The 15,469-nt window shown below is 50.1% G+C and carries 15 protein-coding genes; 6 read left to right on the top strand and 9 right to left on the bottom strand.

What is annotated here, in order from left to right; genetic code table 11:
• Positions 1-6 precede the first annotated feature (6 nt).
• On the bottom strand, positions 7-1,170 hold the full coding sequence (locus D4L85_RS15295; RefSeq protein ID WP_119755107.1) for a helix-turn-helix domain-containing protein: 1,164 nt from the start codon (positions 1,168-1,170) through the stop codon (positions 7-9).
• A gap of 55 nt (positions 1,171-1,225) precedes the next feature.
• Here D4L85_RS15295 and D4L85_RS15290 point away from each other — a divergent pair, with 55 nt between their 5' ends.
• The 4 genes from D4L85_RS15290 to tsaA all read left to right on the top strand — a co-directional run bounded on the left by D4L85_RS15290 (position 1,226) and on the right by tsaA (position 4,803).
• The gene (locus D4L85_RS15290; RefSeq protein ID WP_119755106.1) at positions 1,226-1,897 is read left to right on the top strand and encodes an FAD-binding oxidoreductase; all 672 of its coding nucleotides are present in this window, start codon (positions 1,226-1,228) and stop codon (positions 1,895-1,897) included.
• A 473-nt stretch (positions 1,898-2,370) separates the two neighbouring features.
• Complete coding sequence (locus tag D4L85_RS15285) at positions 2,371-3,228, top strand: immunity 49 family protein (RefSeq protein ID WP_119755105.1); 858 nt, start codon at positions 2,371-2,373, stop codon at positions 3,226-3,228.
• A gap of 285 nt (positions 3,229-3,513) precedes the next feature.
• Positions 3,514-4,389, top strand: coding sequence for an AraC family transcriptional regulator (locus tag D4L85_RS15280; RefSeq protein ID WP_119755104.1), 876 nt, complete (start codon positions 3,514-3,516; stop codon positions 4,387-4,389).
• Between the two features lie 12 nt (positions 4,390-4,401).
• The gene (gene tsaA, locus D4L85_RS15275; RefSeq protein ID WP_119755103.1) at positions 4,402-4,803 is read left to right on the top strand and encodes a tRNA (N6-threonylcarbamoyladenosine(37)-N6)-methyltransferase TrmO; all 402 of its coding nucleotides are present in this window, start codon (positions 4,402-4,404) and stop codon (positions 4,801-4,803) included.
• 44 nt (positions 4,804-4,847) lie between these two features.
• Here tsaA and D4L85_RS15270 read toward each other — a convergent pair whose 3' ends face one another.
• On the bottom strand, positions 4,848-5,741 hold the full coding sequence (locus tag D4L85_RS15270; protein WP_119755102.1) for a phytanoyl-CoA dioxygenase family protein: 894 nt from the start codon (positions 5,739-5,741) through the stop codon (positions 4,848-4,850).
• Positions 5,742-5,878: 137 nt separating this feature from the next.
• On the opposite strand from D4L85_RS15270, the gene D4L85_RS15265 reads away from it, so the two are divergent.
• A complete protein-coding gene (locus tag D4L85_RS15265) occupies positions 5,879-6,727 on the top strand; it encodes an AraC family transcriptional regulator (RefSeq protein ID WP_119755101.1) in 849 nt (282 codons plus the stop codon).
• 133 nt (positions 6,728-6,860) lie between these two features.
• Positions 6,861-7,247, top strand: coding sequence for an iron chaperone (locus D4L85_RS15260; protein WP_228450911.1), 387 nt, complete (start codon positions 6,861-6,863; stop codon positions 7,245-7,247).
• 65 nt (positions 7,248-7,312) lie between these two features.
• On the opposite strand, the gene D4L85_RS15255 is transcribed toward D4L85_RS15260, so the two are convergent.
• The 7 genes from D4L85_RS15255 to D4L85_RS15225 all read right to left on the bottom strand — a co-directional run bounded on the left by D4L85_RS15255 (position 7,313) and on the right by D4L85_RS15225 (position 15,414).
• Positions 7,313-7,801 (bottom strand): DUF2061 domain-containing protein, encoded by a 489-nt coding sequence (locus D4L85_RS15255; protein ID WP_119755100.1) that lies wholly within the window; start codon positions 7,799-7,801, stop codon positions 7,313-7,315.
• A 278-nt stretch (positions 7,802-8,079) separates the two neighbouring features.
• Positions 8,080-10,284 (bottom strand): FtsX-like permease family protein, encoded by a 2,205-nt coding sequence (locus tag D4L85_RS15250; RefSeq protein ID WP_160143750.1) that lies wholly within the window; start codon positions 10,282-10,284, stop codon positions 8,080-8,082.
• A gap of 28 nt (positions 10,285-10,312) precedes the next feature.
• Positions 10,313-10,759, bottom strand: a complete 447-nt coding sequence (locus D4L85_RS15245; RefSeq protein ID WP_119755098.1) for a permease prefix domain 2-containing transporter — start codon at positions 10,757-10,759, stop codon at positions 10,313-10,315.
• On the bottom strand, positions 10,756-11,085 hold the full coding sequence (locus tag D4L85_RS15240; protein WP_119755097.1) for a PadR family transcriptional regulator: 330 nt from the start codon (positions 11,083-11,085) through the stop codon (positions 10,756-10,758). The genes D4L85_RS15245 and D4L85_RS15240 overlap by 4 nt, the downstream gene beginning before the upstream one ends.
• A gap of 98 nt (positions 11,086-11,183) precedes the next feature.
• Positions 11,184-12,389 (bottom strand): acetyltransferase domain-containing protein, encoded by a 1,206-nt coding sequence (locus D4L85_RS15235; RefSeq protein ID WP_119755096.1) that lies wholly within the window; start codon positions 12,387-12,389, stop codon positions 11,184-11,186.
• 56 nt (positions 12,390-12,445) lie between these two features.
• Entirely contained in the window at positions 12,446-12,718 is a 273-nt protein-coding gene (locus D4L85_RS15230; RefSeq protein WP_119755095.1) for a DUF4242 domain-containing protein, read from the bottom strand.
• 89 nt (positions 12,719-12,807) lie between these two features.
• Positions 12,808-15,414: a helix-turn-helix transcriptional regulator gene (locus D4L85_RS15225; protein WP_119755094.1), complete on the bottom strand. Its 2,607-nt coding sequence runs from the start codon at positions 15,412-15,414 to the stop codon at positions 12,808-12,810.
• Positions 15,415-15,469: the final 55 nt, after the last annotated feature.

The following is a 15,469-nucleotide window of genomic DNA, read 5'->3' as shown; positions in this document are numbered from 1 at the left end:
GTGTGTTCATCCGGCCTTCCCGGGATGTGCCGGCGGCGAAGACCGGACTTCCGCCAATGCGTTCCGTTGGAATTGGGTGGGCGATTGGCCGGTAAACTTCTTGAACGTTGTATTGAAGGTGGTTTTGGAACTGAACCCCGCCTCGTAGGCGACGCCCAGCACGTTGAGATGGCGATGTTTGGGAGAAAGTAAAAGTGTTTTTGCTTCCTCTACACGGTAACGGTTGACAAACTGGAAAAAACTTTCTCCAAACCCGGCATTGAGCAGGTAGGAAAGATCATGTGAGGAAATGTGCATGCGTCGGGCCAACTGCGGCAAATCCAATTCCTGGTCCAGGAACGCTTTATCGTGTTCCATGATCGATCTCATTTTCTCCTTCAACGCCGCTACCGCTTCGCCGGAAAGACGGGGCGCTTTCGTGGTGAAGACCGGGTCTTCTTCCAATATTTCGCGAATCGCTTCCACCTCTTGTTTCTCAAAGCGGAATATTTCTTGCTGCCGGAGCGAAAAGTAGCCGAGGAAATAAACGGCCACCAGGTATCCGAACGGGGCCAGGTCTTTAATGATGGTGATGTCAAAGAACAACTCGTTGAACCAGAGAAAGATCATGAACACCAGCGCCCAGAGAAAATATTGCAACCAGCGGAGGTCAATACTTCCCGTTGCAGAGGCAAATAACCGGATGTTGCGTTGGTGCCGGACGAGCTTGCCGTAGCTCAACAGCCAATAGACCACCACCTGAATTTTCACACTCAGGAACACAACCACTCCCAGCATTTTTCCCAAGGCGGGTGGGAGTATCGGCGATGCGTGCGGCGACAAAAAGAAAGTGATGAGCGAACACAAGGCGAAAAGAAGGAACGGCAAAAAATGAAGATACTCGGCCTTTTTGAACTTTCGCCCCGGTGATGTAAAATTCAATACGCTCAGGTACAACGCCGGTGCAAGGGCAAACCTGGACAGCTCCGTCATCACGATGAATGCCTCGGGTGGTCTAGTCGGTGGACTCGACAACAAAGCCCGCTCCAGCAACGCACAACCAAACGAAAACAGAAAAACTCCCAGCCATTTATTTGCCGCGTCGTTTGTTCCCTTTGGATTTGCGACGGACAGAAAGGCCAGTAAAAAAACACTGCCGGCAGCGAGGGTGTAAAGTGTAAGTTCTTGCATGCACGAGATTGTTCGATGCAAGATATTTAATTATTATTTATAACTATCTTTCGTTATGGAACCTGCCATCGTCAACATATTGAAAGTTGAACCGGTTACGCACAACGTCAGGCGATTCACGTTGGAAAGACCTAAAGGCCTTACCTTCGTGCCCGGCCAAGCAGCCGACATTTCCATCAACACGCCGGAAATGAAGGATGAGAAAAGACCCTTCACCTTCACCGGGCTGACGGAGTGGGATCACCTGGAATTCACCATTAAGATCTATACGGATCACAACGGCGTCACCAATCACCTGGGCAAGTTGAAAGCCGGCGATCAATTGATCATCCATGATGTGTTCGGTGCCATCCACTACTATGGCGAAGGTGTTTTCATTGCAGGTGGTGCAGGGGTAACCCCGTTTATCGCCATCTTCCGGCAATTGAAAAAAGAGGGGAAACTGGGCAACAACACGCTGATCTTTTCCAACAACACCGAAAAGGATATCATCCTGCGCGAAGAGTTCACGCAAATGCTTGGCAAGAATTTTATCAACACGCTTACGCAGGAAGAGACAAAATCATTTGATCATCGCATGATCGATGCGGTTTACCTGAAAGAAAAGTTGCCTACCTTCTCTTCCTATTTTTATCTTTGCGGCCCTGACCCCATGGTGCTCGCTTTGCAAAAAACACTGATCTCGCTGGGAGCAGCATCCTCAAAAGTTATTGTTGAACAATTTTAGAGACGGTCTTATAGTAAGCGGGTAGATCAGTTTCCGGTCACCACAGTGTATGTAATATGGTTTTTGTCCTTTCCTGCTAAACTCCCCCAACTTCGCGCTGCAAAATACCGGTATATGCCACTAATGGCATATATTCGCTAGTTGGCGGCAAGCCATTAGACTAATAAAATAACATGAAAAAAACGATTAGCTCTTCTGATTTTCAGTTTCCTCATTTACAATTGTGGGTTTGGACAAACAACCCAGGGTGATTCAAAAAGACCCGATGACCTACATGACGGCATTACGACTTCTACATTGGAAGATGTAGGAATGAATAGAGCAGTAATTAAACAAATCATTGAAGACATTGATTCGGGTTTTTATCCCAACAGACACAGTCTGCTTATATACAAAAACAATAAACTTGTTCTGGAGAAATATTCGAAAGGAGAATTAGGTGGCTTAATTATTAAAGAATTTTCAAATTGAAAATGGATAGACACGACATAGGGTTTCAAATTGATAGGATAGAAACTTACCATGAAAAATTCAAAGTAAGGTTATCATCTTATGTAGAGGCATTAAAAATAGATTTTAGATCGCGAGACATAATTTCCTTTTATACAAGCATAATAAATGACATTGGATACTCGATTGTTTTAAACTGCGATAAAGATGAAATTTTTCAGAGCTTTTTTTACGCTCTTCAATTTGGGTTGAATCATTTCAAGTTGGCTTCTAACCCAAACAAAGAAAGAGAAATCCAAGTAGGAAAGACAACAATCAAAACGGTTGGAAAGGAGACTAGAGATTATATTGATTTCGGAACATGGATGACAGTGTTTTATACAGCCATTATTTTAAGGGATAAAAAAGCTATTGATTTTTTAACAGGTCTTGAGAACAGGTTTATGAAACAAGGAAACGTTTCTTTTGACGATGTAAGAATAGCCGAAGTCGAAGTTTATAAAGTTCTTTTTGAAGATTCTAAGTATTTAGAGAAAGCTATTGAGATTTATGAGTTAAAAGAAAAAGAGTTTAGTAAAACTAATCCATCAAGAAATTGGATTGACAATCAGGGAACTCCGGTTATAATGTTATGTAAATCAGTTCTTCAAAAAGATGCATTTGGTTTTAATGATCTTCTTGAAAAAGCTTTGAATAAACATAAAGAATATTTTAGTAAGAAAGATAGAGCGGCTGATTTCTGGGGTTGGGTTTCCTTTCCACTCCTTATGATTTGCTCCTATGCCTATGATAACGGAATTTCTATTACTGTAGAAAGTGACTATATACCTCGATGGTTATTTGAAGGTGATTTTAAAGATTGCGAACTAAATATAAAATAATTTTTTCTCCGCAGAGGCCGAATGCTTATTTCCGGGGCCGGCCAGGGATAGCAGTGGAAAGCCCGAAGTGCGTTGGCTTTGTGTGTTGGGCGGACTTGGAACGGATAGCCCGGCCCCGAGGTCTCCGAGGGGGGCCGCATAAAAAAAATCACCTCCCCCGTAGTACCTTCCTTTTTTCACCATGCATCCGCCTGCATCGCTAACGTGTTTCCCGGCATCCGGAACAGAACTGATACTTTTTTAACATCGAAATATCCGTTAGTTTAGACCCAGCAAAACATCATCATGCAACCCGTACTCGAAAGATTGCCAATAAAATCGGAGGAATCCTTTGTGGTGAAGTATTTCGACTATCGCTACTACCCTACCCCGTGGCATTTTCATCCCGAATACGAACTGGTGCTGGTCACCGCCAGCACAGGGCAGCGCTTTATTGGAGACAACATCCGGACCTTTCATGAAAACGACCTGGCGCTTATCGGTCCCAATCTGCCGCACCTCTATAAAAATGGGGCCGAGTATTATCGTTCTAAAAGCAAGCTCCGCGCGCAGTCCATCGTGGTTCACTTTCTCGAACATTCCTTTGGCGCCGACTTTCTTGCGCTACCAGAATCCCGAAAAATTAAAAGCCTGCTCACCCGCAGCACTCGCGGCCTTGATATTTTGGGAAAGACCAATGAGAGCATCCGCAAAAAAATGTTCGAGCTCTGCTCGCTGAAAGGATTTCCCCGCATGCTCAAACTGCTGGATGTCCTGCAGGAACTTTCGGAGTCGCGCGACTATCGTTACATCTCCAACGAACCGGTGAAAGGCGTGAACGCTGTGGAGTCGTCGCGCATGAACGAAGTGTTCGACTTTGTTTTCAACAACTATCACCGCGAGATCCGCCTGGAGGAAGTGGCTTCGCTGACCAACCTGGCCGTGAATTCTTTCTCCAGGTTTTTTAGCCAGCGCACACGCAAAACCTTTACATCTTTTCTGAACGAAGTGCGCCTGGGGCAAGCCACCAAACTGCTGATCAGCCAGGACAAGAGTGTCTCGGAAGTTTGTTTTGCCTGCGGGTTCAACAATCTCTCCAATTTCAACCGGCAATTTAAAAAGGTATATAAAGTCAGTCCGCTGGTGTTCCGGCAGGAGTATTGGAAAAAGATCATGAAGTAAACTATCCGTGCTATGGAAAAATTTGCATTACAACCCATTGGCTATATACGTTCATCGCTAAAGACTTTGGAAGATTGTCCTTTACAGGAAAGTGAAGGGGCACCGGAGGCCGTGATCGAAATCGATGCGGCGTACACCGAAGGTATTGAAGGCATCCGGGTAGGAGCTCCCCTGGTGTTGCTCACCTGGTTCCACCTTGCCGATCGCCGTGTTCTAAAATGTTATCCGCGGCGGGAGACCACCGCGCCGGAAATTGGCGTGTTCACGACGCGTTCTCCCGACCGACCTAATCCTGTCGGCCTGCATCGCGTGAAGGTCATTGAAGTGTTACCGGGCAAATTGAAAGTACATCCCCTGGAAGCGCTCGATGGCACGCCGGTGATCGATATCAAGCCGGACATTTCGTCGCGATAGCACGCCACGGAATCTGAGTCAACCGAACGTTGCGCGGACTGCGATCATCGGATCGTCGCCGGATCGAAGAGCAACGGAAAAAATTGTCCTTGCATTTTATTACCCGTGGCAATGGCCGGCACGCCCGTCAAGACTGCCTCATCGGTATTCGACACCGTGCCGTCGGCAAATACATTCAATACAAATGCACGGCGCGAGCGGGGCGAGCGGTTCTCATAGGAGCCGTGCACCATGAGCGGATGATGGAACGTGGCGTAGCCTCGCGGCATTTCGATGGCCACTTTGTTGGCAAATTGTTTTTTCTGTTCTCCGGTTAGAAATCTTTCCAGTCCTTCCATGTCGCCGGCCAGGCTGGTTCTGTCCAGCAAATCCCAGCGGTGACTTTTGGGAACGTATTGCAAGCAACCATTTTCGCTCGAGGCATCATCCAACGCCACCCAACAGGTGAGGTGTTGCATCGGTGTGGTGCGTGTCCAATAGCTATAGTCTTGGTGCCATGCCACAACGCCGCCGTGGTGTGCAGGTTTGCAAAACAGTTGATCGTGCCAAAAACGTACGGCGCGATTTCCCAACAATTGTGACGCCGGAATCACAAACCGCGGATTCCACAAAATATCATGAAAGCCCGGTGTGATGCGCCAGTGCCCCAGGGAGTGGAACAAGACGGAATTTGCATCCTCCGATTCGTTGGAATGGAATTCGTAAAACAAATGATGCAACGGATGCGTGGGGTCCATGATCTCGGCCAACTCCCGGTTGAGCTGATCTATCTGGTCATGTTCCAACAATTTGATGTTGGCCAGGTATCCGTTCTCTTCAAAAAACGCAAGTTGGTCGTCCGACAATTTATAGGCCTCCCAAAGTTCGCGTGTGTTGGCTTCGGGAAACATCGAACCCAGCAAATAATGATGCTCTGAAAGGTCGCTGTACATGTCCATAGTTCTTCCGGGTTTGGGATGAGACAAAGTAGCAAAAACAACGGGGCTCAGTTCTTCCTTTATTTTAACAAAAAAATACACTATTTTGTAGTTCACAGTGGAATAAAACTCATTATCTCATACAAAATACAGGATAAATGAAAGCCGTCTTTGAAAAAGTAAGGGCGCATGAAGAGAGCTCGGTGACCGCGTTCGATTACCAGGGACCGGTGTTCGACGCCCCGTTTCATTTTCATCCCGAATATGAATTGACCTACATCGTCAAGAGCAAAGGCATTCGCTATGTGGGCAATCACATCTCGCCGTTTGCTGAAGACGACCTGGTGCTCATCGGTTCGAACGTGCCCCACTATTGGAAAAGCGACAAGACCAAAACAACCGTTGCACGGTCGCTGGTGATCCAGTGGAACGACGAGATCATACAGCCCCTGAAAGAATTTGCGGCCATCGCGTCGCTGTTGAAACGCGCAGAACGCGGCATCAAATTCGATAACGTCTTTGCCCGTCGCGTAAAAAGTAAGCTGCAGGAAATCATCGACAGCAAGGGCGTGAATCGTTACCTGCAGCTGCTCGCTTTGTTGGAAGAATTGACGCATCAAAAAAAGGTCGCATTCCTTTCCACACCCGATCATACCTTCACACTTTCGCACGATGTGCACGACCGGTTGAAGTGCGTACAGGAATACGTACACGAAAATTATACGCGCCGCATCACGCTTGCCGAAATGGCTTCGCAGGTGTCTATGACGGAGCAATCGTTCTCGCGCTTCTTTAGCAATGCCATGCGAAAGCCTTTTTTCAGCTACCTGAACGAATACCGCGTACAGGTGGCCGCGCGGCTTTTGGCGGAGGGCTCCACACCCGTGGCACAGGTAGGATACGGCACTGGTTTTGAAAGCCTTCCCTTTTTTTACCGGCAGTTTAAAAAATACAAGAACACTTCGCCATTGCAGTTCAGAAAACTACAAATGTCTGGCCCATCGTAGGAGTTGTCCCGCAGCATCAGCCGAAACCAAGCCCATCACTTTGCCGCTTTCGGCCCTGCTTATTGTCGTTTTCATACAGCCGTTGTTTTCATTCGTATCGCTAGATTGTGCTATCATCAAAATCCTGCAGACAATGGCAAAGACCATGACAAACCCTCCCGCCGAAAGCATCGATGCCTACATCGCGGACTTTCCCTTGAACATTCGAAAAATGCTGAAGACCATCCGGACCACTATTCGCAAGGCCGCGCCACGGGCAGAAGAGACCATAAAATATGCGATGCCCACCTTTACGCTCGACGGAAATCTCATCCACTTTGCGGCGTATCAAAAACATATTGGAATCTACCCCGTGCCGATGGGTGTGCCGGGTTGGGATGAGGCACTGGCGCCTTACGTGACCGGCAAAGGCTCTTTACAGCTTCCGTTGGATAAGCCCATGCCTTTAACACTGATCAGCAAGATTGTAAAATTCAACGCAAAACGTAATGCCGAGAAAATGAAGGCTAAAAAGAAATAACGGAAGCGAATGCATGCTTTTGTGCAGACTCGCTTCCGTTATGTAGTATTCCGTTGTACCGAAAATCAGGATTGCAGCGTGGTCTCTTGGGCCGCCACCACTTCTTCGGGCTGGGCGATGACCGCGCCACGTCCCCACTTTATTCCACTCCAGATGCGTTCGTGGATATAGAAGAACGCCACCTTCGTAAATACTTCAAAGCCGCCGATCTTAAGCGCGTCGAGGGGAACCCCGGTAATAAAATAGGCGATGAACATGGTGTCCAACGTACCCACTGCACGCCACGAAACGCCTTTCAACAAGCTGCGCAAGTGCGAAGGTTTTTTGTCGCGGGTCCGGCCAAAGGATGTCGTGTTCCAGATCCGTTCGTGGAGATAGTATAAAAATATCTTCGTGAACACTTCCGTGAACCCGATTTTGAGCGCGTTGCCGATGTTTCCTGTAACGATAAAGGACAGGATGATGGTGTCGATGGTTCCCACGATCCGCCAGCTCACGCCCTTCACGACGCTTCTCACGTGGCTGTCCATCGTATTCTGGTTGGTCAAAAACATGTTCTAAAGTCTATTTTTATTATTTACTCTATCGAATTAGTAGCGCATAAGACACAAACATTGACCGCGTTTAGACTGTTTTTCTTCGAAAATTGCGGGAAATGCAGGTTTTCTGCGTTCAGGAGCCCTAAAGGTAAGACCGCTCCGGCCAGAAACCAAAGATCGAAACACTCAATTGCAGAATAAATACGACTAGCTAACGCCCGTTATTGCCTTTCTTTAGTCGCCGACTTGCTTCAGCGAAGACACGAGCTTCAGCGAAAAAAATCACGCCCACCCTACTCCGTGCGAATAGACTTCACCGGATCAGCCGAAGCCGCGCGATACGAATGATACCACGTCGTCAACCAGGCAATCACTAAAACCAAGATCCCCGCCGCAGCATACACCACGAGTCCAACTTCCGCCTTATATGTAAAGCTCTCCAACCACCATTGCACCCCAGCCCAAGCCAACGGCACGGCGATGACAAAAGCAATAACAATCAATTTTGTAAACTCACCCGACAACAAAAAGACAATGCTTGCCACGGAAGCCCCCAAAACCTTTCGGATACCGATCTCTTTTGTGCGCTGTCGCGACGTGTAGGCTGTCAGGGCAAACAATCCGACGCAGGCAATGATGACGGCAAAGGCAGCAAAGATGCCGAACAATTTTGCCAGACGCTGCTCGCCGGCATACATCCGCCCGAATTCCTGGTCGAGAAAGGAATATTGAAAAGGCTGACCGGGCGCCATGCGTTTCCACGCGGCTTCCAATCCCTCAATGACGCGCCGAGGATCGCCGTCAAACCGAATGCTGACAAACCCGTCACTCCTGCCCAGGAAAAGTGCCAGTGGCCCGATGTTCTCTTTCAATGAAGAAAAATGAAAATCGTCCACGACGCCGACCACGGTATAGAACAACGGATGATCAAAATCGGGGACACGGCCGCCGCCAAATGTAGCGATCCGCTTGCCAATGGGATCGGGACCCAGGCCAAAGTGATCGGCGGCAGTTTTATTCAAGACCACACCGACGGAGTCCGATGGGAAGTCCTCTGAAAAGCCCCGCCCGTCGACTACTTCTAGCCCTAGCGTTGTGATGTAGTCAAAATCCACACTCCATTGCTGGATGTTGACCAAGTTATCCGACGAGGGCTGAGTCCCTTCTCTCCAAAATGAGCGATCGCGCCGGGGAAAGTCCGAACCACCTTCAACGGGAATAAATCCCGACACGGTGGTGCTGCGCACGGCAGGGATCTTCGCCGCCTCTGTTTTATACGCGCCGCTATTGGGACGAAGGGCGTAGGCGTCTTTCACGAGCAACACGTGATCCTTTTCGAAACCGAGTTTCTTGTTCTGAATATACGCCACCTGTTGGTTTACCGTGAGGGCCCCTACAATGAGAAAAATAGAAACCACAAATTGAAACACCACCAGGCCGCTGCGCAAAACACCTCTGGAACGCAAGGGGGTTTGTCCTTTCAAAACATCCACGGGTTTAAAGGCCGACAAGAAAAGAGAAGGATATGCCCCTGCCAGGAAGCTCACGATGAATGTGGCGACGCACAGCGCTGCGTAGAACCACGGCTCCGTTAGCGGAAGCTGCAGTGGTTTCTGAAGGATATTGGAGAACATGCTCGTCAGCAAATACGCCAGGCCCACGGCGGCTGCGAAACCCACTCCCGTAATGATGAAAGACTCCAGCAAAAATTGCCGGACCAGGTGTCCGCGCTGTGACCCTAACACTTTCCGGATGCCGACTTCTTTTGCACGCTGTGTGGATTGCGCGGTGGCCAGGTTCATGAAATTGATGCAAGCGATGATGAGAACAAATACTGCCACCGTAAAAAACAAATAGACATAGATGATGTCGCCATTTGTTTCCAGCTCGCCTCGGAGCTGCGAATGCAAATGGATGTCCAGCAGGGGCATCAGTTCAAGCCGGGCAAAATCGCCGCCTTTGGATGGGCCATTGTACTTCTCCACGAATGAAGGTAGTTTGGCTTCCAGTCTTTGCGCATCGGCTTCAGGCCGAAGCAAAACATAGCTATTGAAGTTGTTGTTGGAAAATCCATTGAACCTTGCCTCACGCGCCGCGGGCCAATCGCCCGCCAACGAGATGAGCATGTCGGCATGGAAGTGAGATGCCGCAGGGAGATCTTCAAAAACAGCGGTGACCTGGGTGTGGATGCGGTTGTCGAGCACAAGGGATTTTCCCAGTGCGCTGGCATTGCCAAAATATTTCACAGCCGTGCGCTTGCTGATCGCCACGCCGTAGGGATCAGCCAAGGCGTTGTTGGCATTGCCTTCGAGCACATGGAACGAAAAAATTTTAAAGACCGTACTGTCGGTCCACAGCACATGGTATTCCTTGACGCTTTCCTTGGCTTCGGCCGTTCTAACCAAATACGTACCATAGTCGAGGAACCGCGTGGTCGATTCAATTTCGGGAAATTCTTGTTGCAAGGCGGTGGCGGCCATCGCTGGTGTGGTGGCCATATGCGCATGGTTCTCTCCGAAACGATGTTCAAAGTTCAGCCGATAAATGCGGGGCGGCTTTGGCATTGTAACGGTCATAGCTCAGTTCATGTGCAATGAACAATACGATGATAAGACCGACGGCACCGGAAATGGCCAACCCGCCGATGTTCACCATTGCGTAGCCTTTATTTTTGACCAGGTTCCGGAATCCAATCTTTAAGTAACTGAGAAGCATTGCCGTTTGTGCGGACGAGCTCGAATAGGGATGAAACGCAGCCGTTTCTTTTCTTCGCCGAAGGGCATAGGAAAAAATCAGTGATAGCACCTGTTGCCAGTACCTCCACTTGGCGCGGCGTACCGACATTCTCTCCAGGTTTCTGAAAAACAATTCTTCCAAGTCGCCATGCAAATCCTCAATAGAAGCGTTGCTGCAGTACCATTCAAAAAGCCGGTCGGCCAGGTGTGGGGGTTTAACGGAGGGTTTTGTTTTCATTTGGCGAGCGTAAGGGTGGCTTTTGAAAGTTTCCAAAGTTCATCGCGCAATGCTTTGATATCGTGCAGCGCGACCTTTCCCTGGTGAGTGAGTTCAAAGAAGCGCTTTCGTCTCCCTCCCCGCTCTTGCGTGGGTTCGCCAAGCCACGATTGAATAAATTTTTTTTCTCCCAGCCGCGTGATGGTGGAATGCAACGCTCCCAGACTGATGTCGCGGCCGGCCCGCATTTCAATGTCTTCTTTGATCGCTACGCCGTAAGCATTTTCGCCCAGGCTTGCGATGGTGATCAGTACCAGCTCTTCAAATTCGCCAATGTAGCCTTTCATTCACAAACTTTGTTTGTTGTAAACAAAGCTAATGATATGTTTCTACTTTTCAGATATAATTAGATGCTTTTTATTTCACCCATGCAATTGTCGGGGTGTCATATGTATTTCATCCATGCTATTTCCGGATGATCGGCCTTATACCGGGCATACCACCGGCAGACATAATAGAGGATCACCACATCGATGGCCCACACCAGGTACAACAACGGCAGGCCCCATCGCTGATCTTCGGCCATGCCCACAAACGGTGCATTCGTGTACCAGTCTTGATGTATTTCCCCATATAACAAAAGATTCACGATGAACGCAGAAAGGTGGATGAGCAACAAATGCAGGAGGTAATAAAACATGGGTACGCGCCCGATGATCTTCACTGCGTCGGCCAGGCGGCCGCGTGTTTTCTCAGCCCAGGGCACCAACGCAATGATGGGACCGAGGGTCATCAGCAGGAAGAGTTGAGAAGGCGGATATTTTTTTTGACCGAGAAACCGGAACAGGAAAGGTGTAGTGTCATCGGGAATGGTGTTCAATATCGTCATGGCGATCCCGCCGACGAAAAAAAGAACTACGGCTCCGATGCCGATTTGCCAACAGAGCTTTCTCACTTCAGCTGACGGGCGGAGCAGCAACGTCCCAAAACCGTATCCCGCCATCATCACCCCAATCCAAGGGATGATCACATAGAAAATGCTGAGGCCAAACGGTTTGTCCATGCCCGACGTGCCGGAAAGATTTCCCGCGCCAGCCAACCCTTCCATGGCCGGTGGATAGAAGAAGCCCCACAGTTTTGCTACTGATCCTTGCAGGGACGCTGGAAAAAGCTGCGGCACAAACTGAAAAACCTGTTGACCAAAAATGATGACCAAACCCGCTATGCCTAGCGTTGACGGACGCAGGTTGACCAGCGCCGCCATCAGCACCATGCACCATCCCAGCATCCAGATCACGCCGGTGAAGGTGAACGTGGCATAATCGAAATTGAACATCCAGAAAAAACGGATCACCGTCATTTCCAAGAACACCAGCAGCAGGCCGCGGGTGAGCAAGAATTTTGCAACGGCTCCCTTATCCCCGGTCTTCTGAAAATACAGGAACGCGCTGGTGCCCGCGAAGAAAACAAATGTCGGTGCGCAGTAGTGGGTGATCCAACGGGTAAAGAAAACATCGGCGGTCGGTCCCCCGGCGGGAATGCCGGAGTAGACACGCACGTGGTCAATGGCCATAATGATCATGACAGCTCCTCGCAGGAAGTCCACCGACTGTATGCGAGAAGGTCCACCGATGTTGGGAGAAGGATTCATGGGGAGAATGGGTTGGAGTCCTATTCAACTAAGATACTATTATCTTCTCTTATTTTTTAAGCGCTGGTGGTCGGATCCATAATGCTTCTCACTTCCGATACTTTGTCGGCGGGGAAGCCTCCCTGGCGGGCATGCTCCAAAACCGTTTCACGGTCGGGCGCGATGTGGACGCAATAGAGTTTGTTGTCGGTCACGAAGGTCTGGATCCAGTGATACGGTGCCTCCAGGTTGTCGACTACGTCGCACGATTTGGTGGCAATGGCCTTCAGTTCGGAGGGGGTGAGCTTGCCGGCTCCCGGCAGCTCGCGTTCGATGATGAATTTTTTCATGAAGCGTTTGTTTAATGCTTCTGCAAAGCTGGTTTAGGATGGGCGGTTGTGCGCCAGGGGAATTCCCTATTTTACCCCTCGGGTCTCCCCTATTTTAAAATGCCCAGCTTTTGCGCCTCCAGCACGGCCTTCGCGCGCGAGCTCACCTCCAGCTTCGAGAGGATGGCCGAGATATGATGGTCTACAGTTTTGGGCGAGATGAACAACTTGTCGGCTATCTCTTTGTTGGGTGCGCCGCCTTGCAACAGGGTCAGGATCTCGATCTGGCGGCCGGTGAGTTGGGCTGGATTGTTCCGCGTGCTTTCGCGCGGGCCTCTCGGAATGTTTCGCACACCCAGTCCTTTTAATTTCAGCTTTAGCATTTCGCTGGTGGCAGTGGCGCCCATCTCGTCGAGCAAGAGGATGCCTTGCTTTTGATGTTTCTCGTCGCCGGCCAGCAAGGCCAATGCGTGTTCATAGCGGCACCCGGCTTGCTCCCATTCGTCTGCGGCGGCTTTCCAGTCGCCTTCAATTTCTAAACGGAAGGGGCCCACAAATTCGATCTTGGTTTTGTCGTTTAATGAGAGTCCGCATTTGTGCATCCAGTAGGCCAAGGCGGTATAATGCCAGGAAGTATCCTTTTGAAAGAACAAGGACTCTTCCGCTGCTTTCAATTCTTCGAGGGGAAGCGGTTCTCCGGTGATCCAGCTAAATTCCATCGCGGCGGTCAGCACGGGAACGATGCGCTGGGCTTCGCTGGTTTGAGGGGCGATCCTTTTTCCCTCATCGATGAATTGTCGCGCTTCCTCAAACGCGCCGCGCCGTGTCTTCAGGCGCGCCAGGGTAACGATGGCGCCGATCTTCGTGGTGATCGGTTGCAAGGCATTGCTCAACAACGACAGGGCCAGTGCTTCGGCTTCGGGCCAGGCGCCTGTATCCAACAGGATCTTCACCCTTTCGCTCTCCATATAATATGACCACGATTTCAAGTCGCGTTCTTCACAGTACTTCAGTCCTTCATCAAAAATTGCAGCCGCTTTCTTATACTGCCGGATCAACACATAAGAATAGGAAAGATTGGTATAGGCCCGGGCCGCGTGTTCGTGCAAGCCATTCTTTAGCGCAATGGCGAGGCTCTCCTGAAGCTTCGCTGTTCCCTCCGTTGCATCGTGACTGAATTTTACTTGTACCGCGCCCACGTTGTTGAGCGCATGTGAAAGGATCTCCTGGTCGTCCATGCGCTGGGCCAGGTCGATGGCTTTGTTTCCCCAGAGCAACGTGTTCTCCGGATCGTCGGCCAGCATGCTGAGTTGTGCCAGGTTGCTATAGGCTAACGCGCGCTCGCGCGTAGGGAAACCGTTCTCCAGAACTTCGATCGCTTCACGCGCCAGTGCGATGGATTGTTCGCGATGACCGCTAAACCACCATAGTCTCGACAAAAAGCGAAGGGTGTCGCCTTCCCTCAATTTTACTTTCCGTTCACGCCACATCGCCAACACAGTTTGTTGAGAGGCGATGGCCGGTGCGATCTGGTTGGTGAGGTAGCATTCGTAGGCATGACGCTCATAGAGCTCCACCAACGCGGGATCGCTGGGGTCGGTGTATTCGATGGCGGTCAGATAGAGCTTGGACGCCTGGAGGTGAGCTCCCAAACCAGCGGCCTCTTTTGCGGCTTGTGGTGCCAGACGCGCTACGGTCGCGCGGTCGTCGGCTAGCCTGGCGTGGTGCACAACCTCCGAGAGGTTATTGAACTCTACGGGGCAGTCCAACATGATCTGGAGGATCCGGTGGTGCAAACTCTTGCGTCGATACGGCGTCATCGACTCTTCAATGGCGATGCGGTAGAGTTCGTGCTTGAAGTACAGGAAATCATTTTTGTTTACGATGATGCCCGATCGCATGCAATGCTCCAGTCCCGCGGGAAAGTTAGAATCGATCTGTTCCGCCTTTTTGTAGTCAATGCCCGAGGGCAGGATGGACAAAAATTCCCATAGCGCTTGGGTGGTTTCGTCACGCGTATGAAAGACGGTGAGGATCGCATCCTTCACTTTTTCGGGAATCCCGGGGCTATAGCTGGCGAGGATCTCCGTCACGTAAAACGGATTCCCCGAGGTGAGGGCGTATACTTCCTTGCCCGAGGCGTAGCCTTTCTCCAGCGCCATGCGGTCCACGGCTTCGCGCGAAAGTCTTTGCACCATGAGCTTGGTGAACAGCCCCGCCGGCAGTTCACCGAACAAGGCTTTCAGGGGAATATAAAAGTTGGCTTCTTCATCGCGGTACGTCAGCAGAAACAAACACGGAATACGAGCGATGCGACGGGCCAGGAATTTTATAAAGTCGATCGTGGCTTCATCGGCCCAGTGAATGTCTTCGAATACAAGGACGACCGGAGCCTCGGGGATCGACAGCGCTTGCAGAAAAGAAGTAAAGATGAGGGCCCGGTCTTTTTCATTGCGCAGCAGTTCCAGCAAGGGTTTTCCCAATTGCCCGGCAATATCATAGAGAGGACCGAGCGGTCGCGGGGTGAACAGCGAATCACAGGCACCGGTATAGATCTTGGCCTTGCCTGCTATGCCGTCGAGAAAACGATTGACGAGCGAGGTTTTGCCCACGCCAGCCTCGCCTCCCAAAAACACGGTATGCCCCACGCCATTGACGAGGCGCTGATAATGTTCTGCAAGCACATCCAGGTATGCATCGCGCTCGACCAATTCCATTTTTGCAAGAGAGGGTTTAGTAAAAATAGGGAACCGGAATACTAAAACGGGGAAA

Source organism: Chryseolinea soli (genome assembly GCF_003589925.1).
GTDB classification, from domain to species: domain Bacteria; phylum Bacteroidota; class Bacteroidia; order Cytophagales; family Cyclobacteriaceae; genus Chryseolinea; species Chryseolinea soli.
The sequence above is the reverse complement of the archived record's forward strand: the minus strand, read 5'-3'. Positions and strand labels throughout refer to the sequence as shown.